Raw genomic sequence first — 23366 nt, 5'->3', positions numbered from 1 at the left:
AGGCCACCCCGTTTTTCGATCGGCACATACGCGCAGATATTGGCCGGCGTGTACCGTGAGTTTCTACGGCAGCACCCCTACCCTTGCAACTCTTCTTACTTCCACTTTCTCCCGTTGGAACGGGAAGTATCCGAAGTACAGAAAGGCAAGGGTAGGGAAAGCCGTCAGTTCGCCTTCTTCAAATGCCTGCGCCCCAGCAGTTCGGCGATCTGCACTGCGTTCAGCGCTGCACCCTTGCGCAGGTTGTCAGACACGCACCAAAGCGACAGGCCATTTTCGACCGTGGAGTCCTCCCGGACGCGGCTGACATAGGTGGCATCGTCGCCCGCGGCTTCGATCGGCGTGATGTATCCACCGTCCTCGTGCTTGTCGATCAGCATGATGCCGGGGGCCTCGCGCAGGATGTTCTTCGCGTCTTCCGCTGAGATCTCGTTCTCGAACTCGATATTCAGCGCTTCGGAATGGCCCACGAAGACGGGAACGCGGACACAGGTGGCGACCACCTTGATCTTCCGGTCCAGGATCTTCTTGGTTTCGACGACCATCTTCCATTCTTCCTTGGTCGATCCGTCGTCCAGAAAGCTGTCGATGTGGGGAATCACGTTGAACGCGATCTGCTTGGTGAACTTCTTCGCCTCGGCAGGATCGCCGACGAAGATGTTGCGGCTTTGTTCGAACAGCTCGTCCATTCCGATCTTGCCCGCGCCGGAGACGGACTGATAGGTCGCCACCACCACCCGCTTGATCGTCGCGGCATCGTGCAGCGGCTTCAGCGCCACGACCATCTGCGCGGTCGAGCAATTGGGATTGGCGATGATGTTCTTGACCTTGTACCCGTCGATCGCGTCGGCGTTTACCTCCGGCACGATCAGCGGCACGTCCGGGTCCATGCGATAAAGCGAACTATTGTCGATCACCGTGCAGCCGGCAGCAGCGAATTTTGGTGCATAGACCGCCGTCGCTTCCGATCCGATCGCAAACAACGCCATGTCCCAGCCGGCCGGATCGAAATTCTCGATGTTTTGGATTTTCAACATGCGGCCGGTATCGCCATATTCGATCTGCTCGCCCTGGCTGCGACTGGACGCCAGCACGGCGATCTCGTCGGCGGGAAACTGACGCTCGGCAAGGATGTTGACCATCTCACGCCCGACATTGCCCGTCGCCCCCGCGACCACGACCCGGTAACCCATGACTTTCACTCCGATTGTCGCGCTGCCCTAATCGGCGACAGCGCGGCTGACCAGCCAAGCTTTACTTGGGCCCGGTATTCACTGCCGGTTCCGCCGGCGCGGCATTCAGATCCGGCATCGGCGCTGCCGTCACCAGCGTACGGTTCTTCACGGTACGATCGAGGAAGTTGAGGATGGTCTTCCACAGATGCTCCCCGACACCCGGCCCACCAACGCGATGGGTCTGCCCCGGGTAGAACATCATCTCGAACGGGGTACCTGTCTTCTGCATCTGGGATGCGAAGGCCGTCGAATTGTCGAGGAAGACGTTGTCGTCGGCCATCCCGTGGATCAGCAACAGCGGATCGATGATCTTCGCCGCATCGGCGATCGCCGCTGATCCGGCATAGCTCTGTGGATCGAGCCGCGGATCGCCCAGATACCGCTCAGTATAGTGGGTATCATATAGCGACCAATCGGTCACCGGCGCGCCCGAAACCGCAGCGGCATAGACGCCTGGCGTCTTCTCCAGCATCTTGATCGACATATAGCCACCATAGGACCAGCCATAGGTCGCGATTTTGGCTGGGTTCACGAACGGTAGCGACTTCAGATATTCGGCACCCGCCAACTGGTCGGCCACTTCGACCGTCCCCATCGCGTGGTAAATCTGGTCTTCGAACGCCTTGCCACGATTGTACGATCCGCGATTGTCGATCTGGAAGAAGATCCACCCCTGATCGACGAGAAACTGTGGCAGCGCCCCCTGCCAGCCGCGCGTTACCTGCTGGCCGGTACCTGGGCCGCCGTAATGCTGGAAAAATACGGGATAGGTCTTCCCCGGTTCCAGCTTGGGGGTAATCATCTCCCAATGCAGCGTCGTGCCGTCCGCCGCCTTGATCGTGCCGAACTTCGTCGGTTCGTGGCTGGCAAGATGCGGGAAATAGGGGTGGCCGGGCGCGATTGCGTTCTCGTTGATCCAGCGCAGCCGCTTGCCATCGGCATCGGCCAGATAGACTTGGGCAGGCTGGGCGGGGCCTGAGCGCGAGACGATCAGCCGGGTCGCCGATCCATCCATGGTCGCGCTGTTGGTATAACCCCGTTCGGTCAGGCGGGTCACGTCCCCGGGCTTGGCGATGTTCAGTGCGTAGAGATGCTGTTCCAGCACATCGTCGCGCGTGCCGGTAAAGTAGACCCGACGCTTGTCCTCGTCGACGCCGACCAGTCCGGTCACCACCCAGTCGCCCTTGGTCAACTGCGTCCACTTGCCCGCAGCGAAACGGTAGAGATGGCCATAGCCACTGCGTTCGGACCGCCAGATCAGGCTGCCGTCGCGCAGGACGTGATAGCTGTCGGAAAGGTTGAGCCAGCTTTTCGCCCCCGCCTTTTCCGAGAACAGGATCGTCGTCCGCCCCGTCGCGGGATCAACGCGCAAGATGTCGAGCCGCTTCTGGTCGCGCGACTGGCGCTGCACGAGCAGGCCGGATCCGTCCGGCATCCAATCGACCCGCGCCAGATAGATATCGGGTTCCGGCCCCAGATTCACCTTCACCTGACCGGTGCCGTCGGCCTTCATCACATATAGTTCGACCAGCACATTGGGGGTACCCGCGGCGGGATAGCGCTGTTCGAACACCTTTGTGCCCGTCGCACCGATCGCGGCGCGGGTGGCGACGTGGACGGGCGCCTCGTCGAACCGTTCGACGGCGACGTACCGTTCGTCGGGGCTCCACCAATAGCCGGTGCGGCGGTCCATTTCCTCCTGCGCCACGAATTCCGCCTCACCCCAGTGGACGGTGCCGCCCTCCCCCTTGGTCAGGGCCCGCGCCGCGCCACCGGCGATCGGCTGAACGAACAGGTTCTGATCGCGCACGAAGCTGACGAAAGCGCCGCGCGGCGATACGACGGGGTTCAGTTCACCACCGGGGGTGTCGGTCAGCCGGCGGACATTGCCATCGAGCGTGGCGATATACAGATCGCCGTCCAACGGCACGAGGATCGATTTGCCGTCGGGCGCCCAATCATAGGCGACGACTCCCTTCGATCCGCCGATCCGTGCCCGCTCGCGCTGCATCTTCTCCGCTTCGGACAGTTCTGCACCCGAACCGATCTTCGCGGAATCCACCAGCATCCGCTCGGCCCCGGTACTGGTATCCGTCGCCCAGAGGTCGAACCGCTCGCGATCGTCAGGGCGAGGACGAAGGCTGGTCAACAGGGTCCCATCCGGCGACAGCCTCAGCGCGCGTGGCTGCTGCCCGGACAGGTCCGGACTGGCGAACACGCGGGCCAGGGTCAGATCCGCGGTCTCGGCTGCTACCGGCACAGGTGCCGGCGCCTGTGGAACCGGCACCGTCTGGTCAGCAGCCATCGCCGCCGTCCCTACCGAAGCCAAGGCAAATCCCAGCATCCATGCGCGCATCCCGTCTGTCTCCGGCGGATCGTCACTCCCGCACCGTCGCGGAGGCGCCTGCCTTATCGCGGGCAGGAAGGCCGCCTTCAAGAGCCTGCCGCGCCATTTGCTGCGCGTCTGCCATACACTCGATCTTTACGCACCGGCCATAGCGATGCTGACCACGGGTTGAGGGGCGGCAAGGCTGCCCGCCGTGACAGGCCGGGGAAGACGAATTGGATAATGTGACGCGCGAACGGCCGGCAAATACGGCGAGCCTGATGGCGGCGATCGTGGCCGTGGAGGGCAGTGCCCGCCACGGCCATCTCCGCTATCTTCTGGGCCCGCAGCCGTCACGGCGCGACTTGGCCGATGCCGTTCACGCGCTATGCCTGATCCACGGAACCCGACCCGGCCCGGTCGACATGGCGGTCGCGCAACGCGCCCAGCCGGAAGCGGATTCATGGCTGACGGCAGTGGCGGCGGGTTTCGTTGGTGAACGAGCGGCGCTGGTGCGTTTGACGGCGGTGGTCGGCCCCCTGCCCTCCACCCCGGGTCAGGCCGCGTTCGAGGCAGCCGTGACGGGAATTGGCCAGGCACTGTCGACGCTGGCGACGTCCAGTCGAACGGGTTGCGCCACCGGGGCGGTGGCTGCGCTGGTTGGCGACTGGCAGGCGGTGCGTGCCATCCTGGTCGCAGCAGCAGTCGACTGCGGCATCGCCCTTCCTGACCCGATCCTGCCACCCGGTGCGGTCACTGCTGCGGCGATCACGGCATTGGGCGAGAACGCGGCGGCGGAGCGGGCGATGGCGTTTGGCGCTCGCCAGTTGCTCGCTCAGCATCATGGGTTGTGGACGTTGATGCAGACCCGCGCCGCCGCCCGCGATCAGCTTTACCCGCAGGGCCAGGACTATTCACCAAGAATGTTTGCCGGCTCTCCGGCGTAACGCCACCGTTCAGCCACCGGCGGAAAAACCTTGCCTGATTGCCGCCGGTGCGATCGTCGCCAACGGTTCATCGGCGGGATCGGCAACGGCCCGGGAAATGCCCGAACGGCGTAGCATTGCATAGGCATCACCCGGCGTTCGGGTTCGCCCGTTGCCATCGATCGTCGCCGCAACGACCCGATCGAGCAGTTCCTGTCCTTCCGGCCACATCCCCAAGCCGCTGGCCGCGTTGATATGACCCTGCTCGCCGATATCGACGAAGTGACTGCCCCAGTTCGCCGCCAGACTGTGTGCCCGGTCGATGGTGATCCACGGATCGTCGTTGCTGGCGACGACGATCGAAGGAAAGGGCAGCGGCGTATGGGGGCTGGGCGCAAAGCCGCGTAGTTCCTCCTGCACGCCCACCCGGTCTACATCTGCCGGCGCGACGAGCAAGGCCCCCGCGACCGGCCAGCCATAGGGTTGCGGGCTCAGTTCGGCCCACCATGCGACCGCCAGACAACCTAGCGAATGGGCAACGAGGATCACCGGCGCTTCCGCCTGGCGGATGGCGAGATCAAGCCGCGTTACCCAGCTGTTGCGATGAGGCGTATGCCACATACCCAGATCGGCCCGCATCGTACCCGGCCGGCTGCGTTCCCACAGCGTCTGCCAGTGCGAGGGGCCGGACCCCCCGAGGCCGGGCACCGTGAGGAACGTCGGTCGGGTGGTTTCGTGCGGTGCGAATGAACCCATGACACATCTCCCGAGGAACAGGATCGGTCGGCGGTCGATCGTCACCGGTGATCCTTTGTAGTCCTCATCTAATTCCCATCATAATAGTAGACAATAGTGATGCGGTAGGCCGACCGTTCGAAACGCCAGTTCGTGCCGACGACCACGGCATGCCTGCAATCCAATCCGCATCTTTCTGTACCGGGCACCGTATCTCACCAACGACCGGTCATGGGACCGGTCACCAGCCCGAGGGCCGGACATGACCGACGATCCGCCAGACCATCTTCGCTCGCTGATGAAACCCGGTGTCGATCATGAGGCGGAGGCCTGGCGCTGTCGCCGCCTTGCCGCTTCGATCAGCGAGGGGCCGGCGCAACAGGCATTGTATCGTCTTGCCGAGGATCATGCCGCCTGCCAGGCTTTTCTCGACCGACGAGCTATCTGAGCGTTCCACGACGGTCAGACCTTCCGAAGGTGACCGCTTTCGCGTTTACAAGTTGGAACGGGGTTGGATATGTAGGACTAGATAAACACGGTCGGTAGGTTCGGGATCCGTCCTATGACTGGCGACGACGCCGCTTAACCGGTCCGGACATGATAGCCAGGCCGATGACGGTGGCTGAGGGGAGAGAACGACATGATCCGACATCGGACACGACGGATAGCCGCGACCGTGCTAACAGCGGCGACGCTGTTGATCGGAACGACGACTCCGTCGTCCGCTGCCCTTCCCCCGATGGATACGCATCGCATCGCCGTGACCCGGTTCGGCAACGATGCGCCATGGTATGAAGGCCGTATCCCCTTCTTCGAATCCGCAGATCGACGGATCGACGCGGTCTATTATTACCGCTGGTCGCTGTTCCGTGCGCATCAGCGTGATCTGGGAGAGCGGGGGTTCATCTCGACCGAGTTTCTCGACGACGTATCATGGCAACTGGAACCCTGGGCGAGCCTGAACGATGCCACGGGATTTCACATCGGCGAGGGACGCTGGCTGCGCGATAGGCGCTATGCCGATGATTACATTACCCATATGTACAACGGCGGTAACGACCGCCATTTCACCGATTATATGGCTGATTCCGTCTGGAGTCGGTATCTGGTCGATGGGGATCGGGGCGGTGCGACGCGACATCTGCCGGCCATGCGCCGTCTGTACGACCAGTGGGACGATCATCTTGATCGTGGCAAGGGACTGTACTGGGCCGAACCGCTCGCCGATGCGACCGAATATACCATCGCATCGATTGATGCGTCGGGCGGGCTGGACGGCTTCTTCGGCGGTCAGGCGTTCCGGCCCTCAATCAACGCGTACATGTTCGCCAATGCCCGTGCGATCGCCGGCATCGCCCGACTGGCGAACGACGGCGCCACCGCAACGACGTTCGACGACCGTGCCACGACGTTGAAAACGACGTTCCAGCGCGATCTGTGGGATCCGGCCCTACGGCACTTCATCGACCGGCATCAACGGACTACGCCGTTCGTGACGTACTGGCAGCCGATCCGCGGCCGCGAACTCGTCGGCTATGTTCCCTGGGCGTTCGACATGGTGGACGACGATCCGGCCTATGCCGCCGCCTGGTCGCACCTGATATCGCCCGACGAACTCGGCGGTCGGGCGGGAATGCGTACCGTCGAGCCCAGCTATGAGCATTATATGCGGCAATACCGCTACGAAGGCGGCACGTTCGCCGGGGGCTTGCGGGAATGCCAGTGGAACGGTCCGGTCTGGCCGTTCCAGACGACGCAGGTTTTGCTGGGTCTGGCGAACCTGCTCGACCACTATCGGCAGACCGTGGTGACCCCATCCGACTATATGCGGCTGCTGCGGCAATACACGCAGCTTCATTATCAGGGTGAATTGCTCGACATCGAAGAGGACTATTTTCCCGACACGGGCAGGCCGCTGGTCGGGCTGGCGCGCAGCCATCATTACTTCCATTCCGGCTATGTCGATCTGATCCTTGGCGGACTCGTCGGCATCCGCCCGCGCGCCGATGACATGCTGGAGGTGAATCCCACTATTCCGCCGATGGGCGACCCACAGTCGCTGTCGTGGTTCAGGGTGCAGGATGTACCATATCACGGCCATCGTATCGCAGTGACCTGGGATGCGGACGGCCGGCATTACGGGCGAGCTGCGGGACTGACGATCGAGATCGACGGGCGCGAGGTCGCGCATCGATCGACCATGGGTCGGCTGACCGTACCTGTTACGCGTCTGCCGCCCCCGCCGATCGTAAGACCGATCGATCGCGCGGTACAATTGAAACGTGGCGACTTTCCGAAGGGCAGCGCCTCGTCCGCCACCGATCCGGAAAATGTCCACGACGCGATCGATGGACGTGTCTGGTTCTTCTCGGAACTCGGCAACGGCTGGTCATCCGATCCGAAGGACAGGCAGCAATGGTACGCGATCGACTTCGGCAAGCTCACCGCACTGACGCGGGCCGAACTCGCCTTCTTTGCCGATGGCGGCCGTTTTGCCGTACCTGTTAGCTATCGCATGCAGGCCTGGAATGGCAGCGGATGGTACGACCTACCGGCGGTCGGCGATCGGCCACTGGCCAATGGCATCACCCATGTCAGATGGAAGCCGGCCACCACCAGCCAGATCCGCATCATGTTCGACCAGCAGCCCAATCGCGCGATGCGGCTGGTCGAGGCGAAACTCTTCTGACAACGCTGTTGGCCGGGGCTGGCCTACACAGCCACCAAGTCATCCATGACGGAGATCAGGCCATCGGGTGGCACCACCGCTGGCGGGCCATCGGTGGACGCTGCGATCGCCCCGAAGGCGGCCAGCACCGCGTCAAGCGCATCGGGATGGTCAAGCATCAACCCCATCTGCGCGGGGCAGATGCCGATGCGCTGGCTCAGTTCATCGAGGATGATCCGGCGCGCCGTCCGTTGGTCGCGCCCGGCATAGCCGGTGTGCGGCAGGTCCCATGCCCGCAACTGGGCGGCGGGGAAACTTTCGATCAGCATTCCCGGGCCGATCGCCCAAGGCCAACACGGCCGCCCGACACGGGCCAGCAGCGTGAGACACGCCGCAGTGAACGGCGCGCCGCCGCGGGGACCATTCCACAAGGTGGAGCGGGTATTCACGCCGCGTGACGACCAGTGCTTTTCAGTAGTACGAAGGGGTTTCGCGGTTTCGATCGGCGCGACCGCCGCGGCGAGCGCGACCAGCGATGCGCCGGATGGAAAAGGTCGATCCGGTGCATCGGGCAAGGTCGCGACCATCGACAACAGGCCATGATGCCTGCCCGGCGGCAGGTGTCGCGCCGGCAGGCAGAACGGCGCATCGATGCCGGCAGCGACATGATCGCCGGATCGGAGCAGCGTCACCAGCCGGTCGAACGGGCCACCGGAACCGGCAAGTCCCTGCACCGGCACCACGTCGATCAACCGCGGACGATCGGCCACCTCGACGGTGGCGATCCACACGGACGGTCGAGAGCAGCGCGGTCGCCACGCCGCCGCTCCACCGGAAAAGTCTATCCCGAGAAATACCCCACGCTTCATGGCGTCATTCTGACGATCTGCCGTACCGCATGTCCTTCCTGCAATCGATCGAACCCTTCGTTGATGTCGGCCAGGGTCAGATATCCGCTCACGAGGCGATCGACTGGCAATCGCCCCGCGCGGTAGAGCGCGACATAGCGGGGGATATCGCGCACGGGCACGCAGGTGCCGATATAGCTACCTTTCAGCGTCCGTTCCTCGGCAACGAGCGATACGATGTCGACCGGCAGTGCCGTTCCGGCCGGGGGTAACCCGGCGGTGACGGTGATGCCGCCACGCCGGGTCATCGCCACCGCCGCCGCCAGCGCGCGCACCGATCCCGCCATCTCCACGACCACATCGCAACCGCCATCGGTCAACGAGCGTACCGCCGCCGCCGTATCGCCTGCCGCCATCACAGTATCGGTCGCACCGAGGTGCCGCGCCAGCGCCAGCTTATCCTCCAGCAGATCGACTGCCACGATTTGCGACGCCCCTGCCGCCATCGCCCCGAGCACTGCGGCAAGGCCCACACCGCCCAGCCCTACGACCGCCACCGATTGACCGGCGGTGACGCGCGCGGTGTTCACCACCGCCCCGACCCCGGTCAGGACCGCGCAGCCGAACAGCGCCGCCTCGGTCAGCGGCAGCGCCGGATCGATCCTTACCAGCGAGCGGCGTGAGACGACGGCATGTGTGGCGAAGGCGGAGCAGCCGAGATGATGATGGATCATGCCATCCCTGTCACGTAGCCTCGTGGGGCCTCCCAGCAACGTGCCGGCTCCGTTCGCCGCGGCGCCCGGTTCGCATAAGGCGGGCCGCCCTCCCGCACAGGGCAGGCAGTGGCCGCAACTTGGCATGAAGACCATCACCACATGATCGCCGGTTACGAGGTCTTCGACCCCCTCCCCCAAAGCCTCGACGACCCCAGCCGCCTCGTGTCCCAGCGCCATCGGCAATGGCCTTGCCCGATCGCCGTTGATGACGGAGAGGTCGGAATGACACAGCCCCGCCGCCGCTATACGCACCAGCACCTCCCCCCGGCCGGGGGGATCGAGGTCGATCGTCTCGATCGCCAGCGGCCGGCTTTCCGCATAGGGGTAAACCGCATCCCGACGTCGCAGTACCGCAGCTTCGATCTTCATTGCGAGATACCTCTTCAGTCTCGTAATATGTGCGTACCGTGAAGCCGAATATCGCCGGCGACAAGATGTTGCCCTGATTGACGGCAACGGTGCCCGATGGTGAATGTCAAAATGGCTTGAAATGGGAGACTGTCATGACTCGCGAGGCCCTGCGACAGCGCGCGACCTATCGCTGGTGGCGAACGATCACGACGCGCTGGAGCGACAACGACGCCTATGGCCACGTCAACAATGCGATCTATTATCATTGGTTCGATACCGCGGTGAACGCCTGGCTGATCGAGGCGGGGCTGCTCGACGTGACGACGGGCGACCCGATCGGGGTCGTCGTCGAGACGTGCTGTCGCTATGCGCGATCGATCAGCTATCCCGATCCGGTCGAGATCGGGCTGGCGATAGACCGGCTCGGTACGTCGAGCGTGACCTATCGCCTGGGCGCATTCGTGGCGGGTGGCAACGATGCCGCCGCCGAGGCCAGCTTCACCCATGTCTATGTCGATCGTGCCACGCGCCGGCCTGTGAAACTGCCCGATGTCTGGCGTGACAGGATGGCGGCGCTCGCCTGACCCCTGCGTTTATCCGTTGTGCTACCGATACGACCATGTAGTCTGACCGGATATCCGGGGGGACCAGATGCTAGAACTGATCGGCGTAAGCCATGTCTACGCCAACGGCACGCGTGCGCTCGACGACGTGTCACTGTCGATTCCGACAGGGATGTTCGGACTGCTCGGCCCCAACGGTGCCGGCAAGTCGACGCTGATGCGCACGGTGGCGACGTTGCAGACGCCGACCGCCGGCACGATCCGGTTCGAAGACATCGACGTGATTGCCCAGCCGGAACGATTGCGCGAGACACTTGGCTATCTGCCGCAGGATTTTGGCGTCTATCCGCGCGTATCCGCCTACGACATGCTCGACCATATGGCGGTCCTGAAGGGCATCGTCTCCGCCGCTGACCGGCGCGCGACGGTGGAAACGCTGCTCGTGCAGACCAATCTTTGGCCGCACCGCAAAAAGGCGATCGCCGGCTTCTCGGGCGGCATGCGCCAGCGCTTCGGCATCGCCCAAGCGCTGATCGGCAACCCGCGCCTCATCATCGTCGACGAGCCCACCGCCGGGCTCGATCCGGAGGAACGCAATCGCTTCCTGAACCTGCTGGCCGAAATCGGCGAGAACGTCGTGGTGATCCTGTCGACCCATATCGTCGAGGATGTCGCCGATCTGTGCCCGCGCATGGCGGTACTCGCCGCCGGGCGCATCCAGTTGCAGGGGGCACCGCTCGACCTTATCGACCGCACCCGCGGCAATGTATGGGCGAAGACGATCGGCCGTGACGAACTTGACGCCGCACGGACGAACCACGAGGTCATCTCCACCCGGCTTTTTGCCGGTCGCACCATCATCCATATCCTCGCCGACCATGATCCCGGCAACGGTTTCCATCCGGCAACCGGCGGACTGGAGGACGTGTATTTCTCCACCCTCGCACGTTCGCGTCGCGCCGCCGCCGCTGTCGCGGGCTGACCGGCCATGTTCGCCGCGATCGCCCGGTTCGAGTTGCGCTATCAACTTAGGAACCCCGTCTTCTGGGTCGTCACGATCCTGTTCTTCCTGCTGACCTTCGGTTCGATGACGATCGACCAGATCCAGATCGGCAGCGGCGGCAACGTCCACAAGAACGCCGCCACCGCGCTGGCGCGCACGCATATCGTCATGTCGATCTTCTTCATGTTCGTGACGACCGCGTTCGTCTCGAACGTGGTGGTGCGTGACGATGAGAGCGGCTTCGGCGCGATGGTCCGTTCGACCTCCGTCACCAAGGCATCGTACTTGCTCGCCCGCTTCAGTGGCGCCTTCGCTGCGGCGGCCATCGCCTTTCTGGCCGTTCCGTCGGCGATCTGGCTCGGCTCGCTGATGCCGTGGGTCGATCCGGAAACGCTCGGCCCGAACCGGCTGGGCGATTATCTCTACGCCTATGCGCTTCTTGCCCTGCCCAACCTGTTCCTGACTGCTGGCGTGTTCTTCGCGGTGGCGACGACGACCCGATCGATGACCTACAGCTATCTGGCGGTCGTCGTGTTCCTGATATTCTATTCCTCGTTGATGGGGATCGCGACCGGCAAGCCCGAATGGCGCGAGACGATCGCCTATGTCGAGCCGTTCGGCGGCGCTGCGTTCGGCTGGATCACCCGCTACTGGACGGCGGCCGATGCGAATGGGGGCATGCCTGCTTTCATCGGTATTCTGGTCATCAACCGGCTGATATGTCTGTCGATCGGGGCCATCGCGCTGGCCATCGCCTATGCCCGTTTCTCGTTCACCGAACGAGGTGCGTCAAAGCGGCTACTCCGCCGCCAGCAACGCCGTGCCATAAAGTTGGCCGCCCGCGAGCCCGAAGTCGTCGCGGTACTGCCGGCCACCACGCCCGGGAAGACAGGCTGGACGCAACTGGTCTCGCGTACCCGGTTCGAGATGGGTCTGATCTTCCGCAGCCCCGGCTTCGCGATCATGATCGTGATCGGCCTTGCCAATGCCGTCGCCCGGTTGCTGTCCTCGGGTGAGCGATACGGCACACCCACCTATCCGCTAACCTTCGCGATCATCGACCAGCTGACCGGCGCGTTCGCGATCATGCCGCTCATCATCGCCATCTACTATGCAGGCGAGCTGGTATGGCGCGACCGTGAGCGTGGCATGAACGAGATCGTCGACGCGACGGCCCTGCCGAACTGGGCCTATATGGTGCCCAAGACGCTGGCGGTCGCGGGCGTGCTGGTGACGGCACTGCTGGTATCGATGCTGGCGGCGATCGTCGTGCAATTGTCACGCGGCATCACCGATATCCGCCCGGATGAGTATTTCGTCTGGTATGTGGCGCCCTTGACGGTCGACTTCGTCCTGATCGCCGTCCTCGCCGTGTTCATTCAGTCCATCAGCCCCAGTAAGTATCTCGGCTGGGCGGTGATGGTCGTCTATTTCGTCGCGACCAGCGTCTTCACGACGATCGGCTGGGAGCACCCGCTCTATCTGTACGGCTCGGTCGGCTCGACCAAGTTGTCGGACATGAACGGTGATGCGATCGGCGGCGCGCGCGGCTGGTGCTTGAGGCTGTATTGGGTCGGCTGGGCCTTGATCCTCGCGGTGGGCGCGCACCTGCTCTGGCGACGTGGCACCGACGTGAAGCTCGCGCATCGCATGAGGCGCGTACCACGGCGACTGATGGGTATACCCGGTGCCCTGATCGCGGCGGCATTGGTCGTGATCCTTGCGAGCGGCACCTACGCCTATCGTCAGATGGATGTGCTCAACACCTATCGCAGCGAGCCGGAGCAGGAAGCCCGTCTCGCGGCGTTCGAGCGGAAATATCTCCGCTATGCCGCGCTGCGTCAGCCGACGCTCACTGCGATCCGGCTGAACGTGGCGCTATATCCCACGGCATTGCGGATGACAGCGGATGGCGGTTTTACGTTCGTCAACGATACCGGCGCGCCGCTTCGCGATCTCCACCTGCGGATGCAGGACGATCGGACGCGCCTGACCGACGTCGTGGTCCCCGGCGCCCGTGCGGTGATGATCGATGCCGATTATCAGTACCGCATCTATCGCTTCGACCGGGCACTGGCGCCGGGCGCGACCGGTACGCTCCGTTTCCATGCCGATCGGGCGGTGCGGGGCTTTGCCGCCAATACCGACGACACCCGACTGGTCGGCAACGGCACCTTTCTGAACAATTACGAGTTCGCCCCCGTCATCGGGATGGACCGGGGCGGCCTGCTGCAGGATCGCGCCAAGCGCCGCAAACAGGGGCTGCCTGCCGAATTGCGCCTCGCCAAGCTGGAGGATCGCGCGGCGCAGTGGCGCAACTATGTCCATGCCGACTGGGTCCGATCGGACATTACGTTGACGACCGATGCCGATCAGGTCCCGATCGCCCCGGGCCGCAAGGTGACGGATACGATCGCTGATGGCCGCCGCACTGCCCGTTTCGTCTCGGACAAACCGATCCTCGCCTTTTTCTCGATCCAGTCCGCACGCTATGCCGAGAAGACGCGGATGGCGGACGGCATCCGGCTGTCGGTCCATTACGATCCGCATCACCCCTATAATGTCGACAGGATGCTCGGCGCGATGCAGGCCGCGCTTGGCTATTATCGCGCCAATTTCGGCCCCTATCAGTTCGACTATGCCCGGATCGTGGAATATCCTGGCTACTCGACCTATGCGCAGGCATTTGCGGGAACGATCCCCTATTCGGAACGGATCGGGTTCATCGCCGATGCGCGCTCGGCGGATAGCGTCGATTACGTTACCTATGTCACCGCGCACGAAATCGCCCATCAATACTGGGCTCATCAAGTCATCAGCGCCGACATGCAGGGCGGCACGCTGTGGGTGGAAACCATGGCGCAATATTCGGCATTGATGGTGATGAAGCGGCTCTACGGCCCCGATAAGATCCGCCGATTCCTGAAATACGAACTCGATGACTATCTGCGTGGCCGCCGTGGCGAGGCGGTGGAGGAACTACCCCTCATGCGGGTCGAAAATCAGGCATATATCCACTATAATAAAGGCTCGCTGGCGCTCTACCTGTTGCAGGACCGATTGGGCGAGGACCGGGTCAACCGGATGCTTGCCGGACTGCTCAACCGCTATCGTTTCCGGGGGCGCCCCTATCCGCGCTCTACCGATCTGATCGCCGGTTTTACCTCGCTGGCTCGCAATGCAGAGGAACGCACGCTTGTCGCGGATCTGTTCGAGCGGATCACCTTATGGGACCTGAAAGCGAAGTCCGCCACCACACGCAGGCTGCCGGACGGTCGCTGGGAGACACGGCTGACGGTAGACGCGACCAAGTTCGTCGCCGACGGCCAAGGCAATGAGAAGCCGGTTCCCCTCACCGGCCGCTTCGATGTCGGGGTATTCACGACACGGCCGGGCTTCGGGGGCTTCTCGCGGGCCGACGTGCTTGCGATGGAGCTGAAGCCGATCCGCGATGGCGTTCAGGAGGTGCGGATCGTCACCGTTCGCAAACCTGCTTTCGTCGGCATTGATCCCTATAACAAATATATCGATCGGAACGGAGACGACAACATCGTGACTGTGTCGTAGCCGGTCGGTTCGCCCATATGCTGACGGACTTCAGCTGGACGCCCCGCCAGATGAGAACGGAGACAGGGAGGTTGTGCCGCTGTCGGAGGCTCGCGGACCATCCCGCTGCAAGTGAAATGCGGTGAAGAATTGGCCGCGTCATCGTGGCCGGCAAGGCGTTGCCCGGCGTGGACCGTGGCCCCTTTGACGGCAAGCCCGCGCTGAAGTTCCGCAGCAAGATGCTGGCGGCAACCACCGCATCCGATCCCGGGAGTTTCGTGCGGCGCGCTACCATCACCGAAGCGGACGGGACAGGTGGCACGATCGTCACCCATGAAGGTGATAGGCGATCAGCGGTTTCCGATCATCGTCTGTACACCCAGAGCAGCCGGAAGACCGGCCAGCACCTCGTTCAACCGGGTATTAGCAGGTGACAGGCATCCGCGGTCGTGCGTCAGCACCGTCGCCCGGCCATCGCCGCCAGTCCATGTAATCGTGTAAGACGGCTGGTCGCTAACCTGTTGCTCGCACCGGGTGTGGACGACGCTACCCGTGGCCGGTCGAAACACTGCAAGCGATGCCATCAGGTCGCCCTGAGCGGCAACGTCGGCGCGAAAGGATCGCGTGCCGGCGACGGCAACATGTTCCGTGCCCACGAAACGTCCTGCACCATCGGGCTGCAATTCGATCGAATAGACCGGACATGTTCCATAACACGGGCCGACGACGAGCGAGAGGCGCTCGGCCTTGGGCTGATTTTTCGCCTGACGTCCCGTTGCGCACCCCGCCAGAAGGGTAACGCTGATCAACATGAAAACGGCGGCACGGCCCATATCGCAATCCTCGTTCCATGATCCTCGCATGACAAGACGGAGACGTTGCGACCAGCCCTTGGACCACCAAATCAGAGTGGCGCGTCGATACCGATTCTCACGGTGCGTGGCCGCAGCGGCGTCACCTGATCGCGGCCAGTGCTGAACGGCGTTCCCAGCGCGAAGCGGTTGCCGCGTTCGTTGGTGAGATTGGTGATGCTGGCGGTAACACCGAACCCGGCCAGGCCGAGACGGGCGGAGATGCCCGAATCGAGATAGCTGCCCTGCTGTTGCCCCAACACCGGCCCGACTCCGAGCCGTGACGACCCGACATAGCGAAGCCATCCGTCGATGGTCAGGTCGGCATCGTCGCCGAGCCGTCGCCTGTACACGGCGCCGGCCCGCGCAGTTATCCGGGCAATATTCGGTATCTGTTTGAGCCGGGCGAGTATCTCCGCGCGGGCACCGGCGCTGTCCAACCGCGGATCGGTCGTCGCCAACGCGATCAGCGTCGGCGATGGTTCAGCGATACGGCCGTCATTATAGGAAGCCGCCGCCTCGAGCCGCAGTCCGTCCGCTACCCGCGCACCAAGGACACCCTCGATCGTCCATAATTCGCCGTCGCCGATATTGGCCGTGCTGGGCAATCCACTGCCGTCGATGAAATCGGCCTGGATGTCACGCCACGATGCGCGGGCAAGCGTGAAGCTGGCGTCGATCATATCGATGCCGGGTTGGCCATAGCGCACGCCCCCCTCGATCGTCGCGACCCGGTCGTTGCGGAACTGGCGGACGCCATCGCTCTCGATCGCCAGACCACCCGGTCTGAAGCCTTGTTGATAGCGGAGGAACATTTTGGTGCGGGATGTCAGATCGATCAGGGCAGAAGCCGCCGGCAACATGATGGTCTGCGTTCGCCGCGCCGTCACGGCCGCAGGCAGGATCAACCGGTCCGGAACGTCCTCGCCCTCACCCGCAAGCCGCGATCGGGTGGCCCGTAGTCCCCCCGTCGTCAGCAGTCCCGGCAACAGACGAAGGCTGGCCTCGCCATACAGGGTTCGTTCGGTGATCGCGTTGACGACCCCGGTGGTCGGCACCAGCGCCTCTGGCGCACCGTACAGACGGGTCAGGCGCGTCTGGTTGTGGATATAGCTGAATCCGGCGAGCCATCCCGATCCGTCGGGGGCCGATTGCCAAGCACGGGTTTCATTGGCCTGCATCCGCGTGCGGTTCGCCTGCGCGAACAGGCGGGTGAGTCCGTCGGGCGCGGTGGCGTCGTATCGCTCGGTAAGTTCGTGCGCCGTAGCCCCGGTGGTCGAGCGCAAGCGCACGTCACCGATCCGGCCCGCGACGACGAACTGTCCCTGTACGAAATCGGATTGGAACCCCTCCGTTACCATGGCGGAACGGGTCAGCGGCGCGCCGTCACGATCCGCATACTGGCTGTCCGCCCCTCGGATGCGCTGGCCCAACCCGATTAGCTCGACGCTCCACCCGGCGCCCAGATCAAGCCGCGCGGTCGCACGGCCGCCAGCGATGCGGGTCCGGTTTACGTCAACCCGGTCGAGCAGCGGTTTGTCGATATACCCACCCTCGGCCCCGGCATGGGCAACCAGCCGCAGGCCGAGACGCCTTGGCACGACCGGCAGGTTGAGGACGATCTGCGTATCCATCCCCGGCTTGCCCCGCGTCGTCGCAGAGCCGCCGATCGCGGCCGAACCAGACACCATGTCCAGATCAGGCGGGTTGGGTACGAGCCGGATCAATCCGCCAAGCGACCCGGCCCCGTACAAGGTACCCTGAGGTCCTTCCAGCACCTCGACCGTCGCGAGATCGGCCAGCCGCAGATCTGGGTCGGGCGCATTATAGCTAAGCCGCAGGTCGCCATAATATTGGCCGACGGTGGCTTGGGTAGGCCCGGTGAAGCTGGAATCGGCGATTCCCCGAATGAACAGCTTGTTGCGGCCTGCACCAAGATAGGTCGAGGTGACGCTGGTCAGCCGCTGGGTCAGGCGTTCGGTGCCGCCAGCCCCGCCCAGTTCCAGCTCCCGGCCCGATACGCTCGCTACCTGCCCGGCGAAATTGGCGCGCGTCGTATCGCGTTTGCTTGCGGTCACGACGATATCGGGTCCGCCATCATGCGGCATCGCGCCGGGCGGTGCAGGAACCACCCTCGGTGATCGGCGATGGACAACAGGAACGCGCTTGACCAGTCGCCAGCTTTGCGGCCCGATGGCTTCCGCTCGGGCACCCGCTTCTACCGCGATGGCGGCAAGCGCTGCCGACACCGACATCTGCCCGCGCAGAGCGGGTACTCGGCGCGACCACAACCGGGCATCGGGCACGACGATGCTGACGCGCGCCAGCCGGCCGAGTGCCATCACCTGCTGCCGGACGCTTCCCGCCGGCAGATCGATCGACAATGGCCCGGCCGCCGCCGATGCCGCCGCCAGCAGGAAGGCGGGTCCAAGCCCCGCCGCCATCCATCTCACCGACGGGCTTCCAGCATCCAGCCACCCCCCGTTTGCCTTACGCCCACCCCGAGCAGTTCGCCGAGCAGCACCGGATCCGTTCCGAGGTCCCGAACCTCCAGCGTTCCGCGAAACTTCTGTCCCGCGACCGACGGGGCAGCGGCGATCTGCATTCCGAGGTGCCGTGAGAGGTCTTCGGCCACCTCGGCCAGCGTGGCGTCGTCATAGGCCAGCCGCCCCTCGCGCCAGCCGCCGACATCCGCGGCTTCGGCTGGTCGGCGTTCGAGACGGGGTCCGTCGGCGATGACCGCCTGCCCGGGATCGAGCCGGAGCGCCGCGCCATCGGGATCGACCATCACCGCGCCTGCCGCTACCGCCACCCGCGTCCGTCGCCCCAGCATCTGCACGTCGAACACGGTACCCAGGTCGGTCAGCGCCAGATCGCCGACCCGCACGTCGAACGGTCGGTCGGGATCGTGCCTGACACGAAACAGCACTTCTCCACGCTCGACCACGGCAACGCGGGGCGCGCGGCGATCGAGCACCACCTGCGACGCTCCTGCCAACACGATACTGCTGCCATCGCCCAGAGCGACGGTCCGGTGTTCGCCGGCTGCCGTCGCGACGGTGAAGGGATCGCTGCGTCCCTGCCAGGCACCCAGCCCGAGCGCACCGGTCACCACCGCCGCTACCGCACTGCCCAACCAACGACGACGCACCAGCCCGGTGGCATATCCCCCGGCCGGGTGCGGGCCGTCAGGCACCACAAGCGACCCGATAACTGGCGCCTGGGTGACGGCGGTTTCGGCATCGCGCAACGCGGAGGCGGCCTGGTCATAGCGTTCTGCACGTGCCGGATCCGCTTCCAGCCACGCCAGATAGGCGTCCCAGTCCGCCTCGGGTTCCGCCATGCGGATCACCCAGTTCAGCGCATCCGCATCGATCTCCGCCGGACCGGATGCGACGTCGTTGCGATCCTCGCTCATCCTATGTCCTTTTTCAACTGGGCCAGCGCCCGGCATGCGGCCCTCAGGTCGCTTTCCACCGTACTAATGCTGACACCGAGTTCTTCGGCGATCAGCCGCTGGGGAACACCGTCGATCCGCGCCCGGCGGAAAATGGCTTCCTTCCGGGGGCCGAGCTCGCGAAGCGTCCGCTCCACATGCGTCGCCTGCTGCCGGGCGGCGACCAGTCGCTCCGCCTCGGGCTCGACGGCGACGTGGCCCGCCCGTCCTTCCTCCCATGCCTGCTCGCGGAGCCCGGCCTGCCGACTTGAGCGATAGCGATCGATCATCAGCATATCTGCCGCCCGGAATAGATAGGCGAGCGGATTGCCCACCGGCCCGGTTGCCTGTCCGGCCACGCGCAACCACAGGTCATGCACCAGGTCCTCCGCCGCATCGTCCGCGCCGCGCGCCCGCAGAAAACGGACCAGCTTGTCGCGATTGGCCAGATAGACGGCTTCGAGCCCGGTGGGCGGCATGACAGGAACCGGCTGGAGGATCGGGGAAGCCGGTCGTCTAGCCGAACGACAGCCCAGCGGGAAGGCGCTCCCCTCCAGGGCGGGACGGAGCGCCGGTTGGGCGCGCATGTCGTGGATCGCCATGCGCGTGCCGCCTAAAAAGCGAATTGAAGAGCGGCTCGCGCCGACAGAGCCACATCCCCAAGCCGTTGTTCGGCACCTACCTCACCACTCAACCGCACTTCAGTAGTGCCAGTGATCGCGCGAACCCGCCCGGTCCAGCCGCCGCCACGTACCTCGGGATCGAGCGTGAAGGCGGTACCGCTGCCGAAGCTGGCGGTGGTACGGCCCAGCGTCCCGGCGATCCGCTCGCGCCGGCCCCCTTCCACCTCGATGCGGCTCCACTGCTCGTAGCGGTTGTCACCACCGAAATTGATGCCCGCCGCCAGCGCCGCCGTCACGGCCAGTTCGTCGCTGCTACGCTTGCGCACGGTCAGGTCATAGGCAGCGCCGCCACCCGTTTCACGATAGGCGTCCTCGTTGAGCTTGTAGTAATCGACCGCCAGATTGGGCCGCAGGCTGAACCGTCCGACGACATGCTCGTACGACACCCCACCAGATCCGGAATAGAGCATACCGTTCCAGTCGGAATCCGCCCGGCGTTGAACGGTTTCCGATCCGATCGTACCGTCGAACTGGCGGCGCGCATCGAACGACAGGAAGGCGGCCGATCCACGTACCTGCGCCGCGAACCCGCCCCAATGGGCGCGCCAGAAACCGGCAAGTTCGTACTGGCTGTGGTTTACGCGGTTTACGGCGACGCCTTCATTGTCACGGCCGCGTAGATAGGCGAGCGAGACGCCGAAATTGCCTGCCTGCGATTTGTGTTCCAGACCGCCGCTCAGGCCCCAGCCGCGCACATCGTAGCCGGTCGTGCCGCGCATCGCCTTGGACGCATCCCAGCCGACTGGAGTCAGCCACATGCCCCAATCGCCCTCTTCGGTGAATTCGCCCGCCGGCTCGCGCAATTGCCCCGCCGCTGCACGCGAGGCAAGCGTTACGCTCTCGAACACGCCACCGGCATAGTTGGGCAACATCTGGTCGATCGCCCCGCGAAAGGCACCGCCGTCATAGATGCCGCGGATCGCCGCCGCGATCTTGGCATCGCTGCCAATCGCGGTGTCGATCGCATCGAAGGCGCCGGTCGCGGCGGCGTTCAGGCCCAGTTCGGTGCGCGCCTTGCGCACGACATCGACTGTGATCTCGTTCGAAGCAGCCGCAACGATCGCCCCCTTGTAAAGGAAGGGGACGGCAGTGTCGGCAAGCGTCAGGTTAACCGCCCCGGTCAACGTGCCAGAGCGCAGGACGACATAGCGCCCGGCGATGTCGGCACCGCCGGTCACCCGCAGCGCCAGTTGGCTATTAGCGGCGATCGTGGTCACACCCGTTACCTGAATCAGGTTGGCAGCGGGGTTCGCCTTGTCCAGCGCAACGCTGAGGATCGATTGCTCGCCCAGTACCAACGAGCCGATCGTTGCGATGCCGCTTGCTGCGAAGGTGCCGCCGCCTGCAGCGACCGTCACGGTTACGTTGCCCGCATTGACCAGTCGGCCTGCGAACACGCCCTTGCCGGCGATCGCCAGCACATCCTGGCCACCGCCAGTGAAGTCGGCCGTCCCGTCGAACCGTGCCGTGCCGGCGAGGGACAGCGTATCGCTACCACCGCCGAAAACTCCATTGCCGGCAAAGAAGCTCGCACCGCTCATATCCAGTCGGTCGTCGCCAGTACCGAACGACACCTCGCCCGCGACCGAACCGGCCGCTATGTCCAACCGATCACTGCCGGAGCCAAAGCGGATGGCGCCGGTGATCGCCGGGGCCGCCGCACCTGTTGCCGTTGCCGCAGCCTGCCGGACGACGGCACCAATGGTGTTTGCAGAAAGATCGATCGCGATCGAACGCGCGGCGTCGGCGCCCGCCGCAGCGATCGTCCCACTGTTCTCGATCAGCGTAAGGCCGCCGGTGCGGTCCAGCACCGCCACAGCCGTGGCTCCGGGCCCGGCCGCCCGGATCGTGCCGCTGTTGCGGATCGTCGGTACCGATGCCCCCGTGTCAACAAGGATCGCGGCCGACTGCGTCGTCGCGATGCCACCCCCCGTAGCGGTGACCGATCCCGTCACCCGCACCTCCGGCGTGGTCGCACCGGCACCGAAGCGGATCGCGGTAGCGGCCGCGTTCCCGGCGGAGGCCTGTACGCTGCCGCCGATCGCAACCCCCCGAGCGATCGTCACGTCGCCGCCCAGTCCGCCGATCGACAACCCGGTCGCCGCGACCCCGCTATAGACGCCGCTTCCGGTCACCCGGCCGTCGATCACAAGCCCGGCGGCGGCAGGCGTAGCACCACCCCCTGCACCGATCGAGACCGTCCGGTTCACCGCCCCGACCTGGAACGCGGGCGCGGCGCCATAGGATATGATGTCCGCAGTCTTGCCGGTGGTGTTCGTCAGCATGATGCCACCACTCACATCGCCCGCCACGATCAGGCCTGCCCCACCCTGCAAAAGGTCGTCGGCATCCAGTTTCGAGACATCTGCAGGTGCGGTGGTCGAGCGATAGCCGGTCGATCCGATCAGTCCCTCGATGACCAGCGCGCCGCCGACATTGCCGTCCAGCCGCACGCCAACCGCGTCACGCCCGACCGCCGTGGTCGTTCCGCCCAGCGTCACGTTGCCGACGACCGATTCTGCCCGGATACCGACCGCCCGATCGCCGACGACGCTGGTCTTGCCACCATGGGTCAGAGTGCCCGTCAGCGTACCGCCCAGATAGATACCGGCGGAGTCGTTTCCCTCCACGGTAATCTCCCCGCCGTTGGATATCGTGCCGGTAAACATACCGGCGGTACGGATACCCGTGCGGCCTGCCCCCTGCGCTAAGAGGCCGTCCAGATCACCATCCTTGTCGAGATCAATGACGGCATAGGTTTCGTCGATGATGATCTTGCCGGTGTTGACGATCTCGCTGCGCACGCCGGCCTGCGCCAGAATACCGATCGCACCACTCGCATCGGTTACCTGGATAGTGCCGGCGTTCGTCACATTATTGTTGCTGTCGATCGTCACCGCCGGGCCAACCGGTGGTGCGACCCCGCCGGCCGCGACGATACTGACATTGTCGGCCGCGCCGTTGCGGATGGTGGACGTACGAACGGCGGTCGTGCGCTTCGTGTCGATGATCGTCTGTCCCAAAGCGGGCACGGCGCCAATCAGGGCGAGGGTGGCGGAGGATGCAAGCAGTAGGCGGTACACGAATTCGATCCCCTTCGGATGTCTTCTAACACCCCAGACGGAATCGATGTGGCCGGACCTTGGGACCGGCAAAGGTGGCTCAGGGAACCGGGGCAGTAACGGCAGACGCGTCCGGTGTAGAACAGGCAATTACGGAATCGATAGTCAATAAGGCGATATCGCATATCAAGTCCGGCAAACTGTCATCGGTGAGCATTTTCCACCCGGTGGGCAAAGAAATACTGCCCAGGAGTCAGCCTGCCCCCTCACATAAAATTACGACCTGACCATCAACTCACACGCACATCGCCTGCAAGGCCATGGCGTGCGGCTTTGCCGACCTCCGGCACCAATGTG

The 23366-nt window shown here is 64.5% G+C and carries 16 protein-coding genes; 6 read left to right on the top strand and 10 right to left on the bottom strand.

Translation table 11 applies throughout. From position 1 onward, the window contains the following. Nucleotides 1-164: 164 nt before the first annotated feature. Nucleotides 165-1193: an aspartate-semialdehyde dehydrogenase gene (locus tag ABD719_RS11830; protein ID WP_344693581.1), complete on the bottom strand. Its 1029-nt coding sequence runs from the start codon at nt 1191-1193 to the stop codon at nt 165-167. 61 nt (nt 1194-1254) lie between these two features. Then, nucleotides 1255-3540 (bottom strand): S9 family peptidase, encoded by a 2286-nt coding sequence (locus ABD719_RS11825; RefSeq protein WP_344693580.1) that lies wholly within the window; start codon nt 3538-3540, stop codon nt 1255-1257. Nucleotides 3541-3842: 302 nt separating this feature from the next. Between ABD719_RS11825 and ABD719_RS11820 the strand changes: the two genes are divergently transcribed. After that, entirely contained in the window at nt 3843-4508 is a 666-nt protein-coding gene (locus ABD719_RS11820) for a DUF6975 family protein (protein ID WP_344693579.1), read from the top strand. A 9-nt stretch (nt 4509-4517) separates the two neighbouring features. On the opposite strand, the gene ABD719_RS11815 is transcribed toward ABD719_RS11820, so the two are convergent. Then, complete coding sequence (locus tag ABD719_RS11815; protein WP_344693578.1) at nt 4518-5243, bottom strand: RBBP9/YdeN family alpha/beta hydrolase; 726 nt, start codon at nt 5241-5243, stop codon at nt 4518-4520. Between the two features lie 241 nt (nt 5244-5484). Between ABD719_RS11815 and ABD719_RS11810 the strand changes: the two genes are divergently transcribed. Both ABD719_RS11810 and ABD719_RS11805 read left to right on the top strand, forming a co-directional pair. After that, nucleotides 5485-5670 carry a hypothetical protein gene (locus ABD719_RS11810; RefSeq protein ID WP_344693577.1) on the top strand — a complete coding sequence of 62 codons (186 nt, stop codon included), beginning with the start codon at nt 5485-5487 and terminating at the stop codon, nt 5668-5670. Between the two features lie 291 nt (nt 5671-5961). Next, nucleotides 5962-7911 (top strand): MGH1-like glycoside hydrolase domain-containing protein, encoded by a 1950-nt coding sequence (locus ABD719_RS11805; protein ID WP_344693576.1) that lies wholly within the window; start codon nt 5962-5964, stop codon nt 7909-7911. 23 nt (nt 7912-7934) lie between these two features. Here the strand turns inward: ABD719_RS11805 and ABD719_RS11800 are convergent, their stop codons facing one another. Then, nucleotides 7935-8681: a DUF429 domain-containing protein gene (locus ABD719_RS11800; protein ID WP_344693575.1), complete on the bottom strand. Its 747-nt coding sequence runs from the start codon at nt 8679-8681 to the stop codon at nt 7935-7937. 74 nt (nt 8682-8755) lie between these two features. Beyond that, a complete protein-coding gene (locus tag ABD719_RS11795; RefSeq protein ID WP_344693574.1) occupies nt 8756-9883 on the bottom strand; it encodes a zinc-dependent alcohol dehydrogenase family protein in 1128 nt (375 codons plus the stop codon). Between the two features lie 134 nt (nt 9884-10017). Here ABD719_RS11795 and ABD719_RS11790 point away from each other — a divergent pair, with 134 nt between their 5' ends. From ABD719_RS11790 to ABD719_RS11780, 3 genes are all read left to right on the top strand, one after another. Continuing rightward, nucleotides 10018-10449 carry an acyl-CoA thioesterase gene (locus ABD719_RS11790; RefSeq protein ID WP_344693572.1) on the top strand — a complete coding sequence of 144 codons (432 nt, stop codon included), beginning with the start codon at nt 10018-10020 and terminating at the stop codon, nt 10447-10449. Between the two features lie 67 nt (nt 10450-10516). Continuing rightward, nucleotides 10517-11410 (top strand): ABC transporter ATP-binding protein, encoded by an 894-nt coding sequence (locus ABD719_RS11785; protein ID WP_344693570.1) that lies wholly within the window; start codon nt 10517-10519, stop codon nt 11408-11410. 6 nt (nt 11411-11416) lie between these two features. Continuing rightward, nucleotides 11417-14998: an ABC transporter permease/M1 family aminopeptidase gene (locus ABD719_RS11780; RefSeq protein ID WP_344693569.1), complete on the top strand. Its 3582-nt coding sequence runs from the start codon at nt 11417-11419 to the stop codon at nt 14996-14998. Between the two features lie 329 nt (nt 14999-15327). Here the strand turns inward: ABD719_RS11780 and ABD719_RS11775 are convergent, their stop codons facing one another. The 5 genes from ABD719_RS11775 to ABD719_RS11755 all read right to left on the bottom strand — a co-directional run bounded on the left by ABD719_RS11775 (nt 15328) and on the right by ABD719_RS11755 (nt 23030). After that, nucleotides 15328-15810: a DUF6438 domain-containing protein gene (locus ABD719_RS11775; protein WP_344693567.1), complete on the bottom strand. Its 483-nt coding sequence runs from the start codon at nt 15808-15810 to the stop codon at nt 15328-15330. A gap of 71 nt (nt 15811-15881) precedes the next feature. Further along, nucleotides 15882-18272: a TonB-dependent receptor gene (locus ABD719_RS11770; protein ID WP_344693806.1), complete on the bottom strand. Its 2391-nt coding sequence runs from the start codon at nt 18270-18272 to the stop codon at nt 15882-15884. Between the two features lie 5 nt (nt 18273-18277). Then, nucleotides 18278-19246 carry a FecR family protein gene (locus ABD719_RS11765; protein ID WP_344693566.1) on the bottom strand — a complete coding sequence of 323 codons (969 nt, stop codon included), beginning with the start codon at nt 19244-19246 and terminating at the stop codon, nt 18278-18280. Continuing rightward, the gene (locus tag ABD719_RS11760; protein WP_344693565.1) at nt 19243-19866 is read right to left on the bottom strand and encodes an RNA polymerase sigma factor; all 624 of its coding nucleotides are present in this window, start codon (nt 19864-19866) and stop codon (nt 19243-19245) included. Before ABD719_RS11760 ends, ABD719_RS11765 begins: the two co-directional genes overlap by 4 nt. Nucleotides 19867-19877: 11 nt before the next feature. Beyond that, on the bottom strand, nt 19878-23030 hold the full coding sequence (locus ABD719_RS11755) for an autotransporter outer membrane beta-barrel domain-containing protein (protein WP_344693564.1): 3153 nt from the start codon (nt 23028-23030) through the stop codon (nt 19878-19880). Nucleotides 23031-23366: the final 336 nt, after the last annotated feature.

Source organism: Sphingomonas cynarae, from assembly GCF_039537815.1.
In the GTDB taxonomy this organism is placed as follows: domain Bacteria; phylum Pseudomonadota; class Alphaproteobacteria; order Sphingomonadales; family Sphingomonadaceae; genus Sphingomonas; species Sphingomonas cynarae.
Note: the sequence above shows the minus strand (reverse complement) of the source record. Positions and strands in the feature narration are given on the sequence as shown.

Excerpts from the sequence above, each read along its gene's own strand:
- ABD719_RS11820 (WP_344693579.1), top strand. The coding sequence starts at position 3,843 with ATGGCGGCGATCGTGGCCGTGGAGGGCAGTGCCCGCCACGGCCATCTC.
- ABD719_RS11785 (WP_344693570.1), top strand. The coding sequence starts at position 10,517 with ATGCTAGAACTGATCGGCGTAAGCCATGTCTACGCCAACGGCACGCGT.
- ABD719_RS11830 (WP_344693581.1), bottom strand. The coding sequence starts at position 1,193 with ATGGGTTACCGGGTCGTGGTCGCGGGGGCGACGGGCAATGTCGGGCGT.
- ABD719_RS11775 (WP_344693567.1), bottom strand. The coding sequence starts at position 15,810 with ATGGGCCGTGCCGCCGTTTTCATGTTGATCAGCGTTACCCTTCTGGCG.
- ABD719_RS11810 (WP_344693577.1), top strand. The coding sequence starts at position 5,485 with ATGACCGACGATCCGCCAGACCATCTTCGCTCGCTGATGAAACCCGGT.
- ABD719_RS11805 (WP_344693576.1), top strand. The coding sequence starts at position 5,962 with ATGGATACGCATCGCATCGCCGTGACCCGGTTCGGCAACGATGCGCCA.
- ABD719_RS11825 (WP_344693580.1), bottom strand. The coding sequence starts at position 3,540 with ATGGCTGCTGACCAGACGGTGCCGGTTCCACAGGCGCCGGCACCTGTG.
- ABD719_RS11795 (WP_344693574.1), bottom strand. The coding sequence starts at position 9,883 with ATGAAGATCGAAGCTGCGGTACTGCGACGTCGGGATGCGGTTTACCCC.
- ABD719_RS11815 (WP_344693578.1), bottom strand. The coding sequence starts at position 5,243 with ATGGGTTCATTCGCACCGCACGAAACCACCCGACCGACGTTCCTCACG.
- ABD719_RS11790 (WP_344693572.1), top strand. The coding sequence starts at position 10,018 with ATGACTCGCGAGGCCCTGCGACAGCGCGCGACCTATCGCTGGTGGCGA.
- ABD719_RS11765 (WP_344693566.1), bottom strand. The coding sequence starts at position 19,246 with ATGAGCGAGGATCGCAACGACGTCGCATCCGGTCCGGCGGAGATCGAT.
- ABD719_RS11770 (WP_344693806.1), bottom strand. The coding sequence starts at position 18,272 with ATGGCGGCGGGGCTTGGACCCGCCTTCCTGCTGGCGGCGGCATCGGCG.
- ABD719_RS11780 (WP_344693569.1), top strand. The coding sequence starts at position 11,417 with ATGTTCGCCGCGATCGCCCGGTTCGAGTTGCGCTATCAACTTAGGAAC.
- ABD719_RS11760 (WP_344693565.1), bottom strand. The coding sequence starts at position 19,866 with ATGGCGATCCACGACATGCGCGCCCAACCGGCGCTCCGTCCCGCCCTG.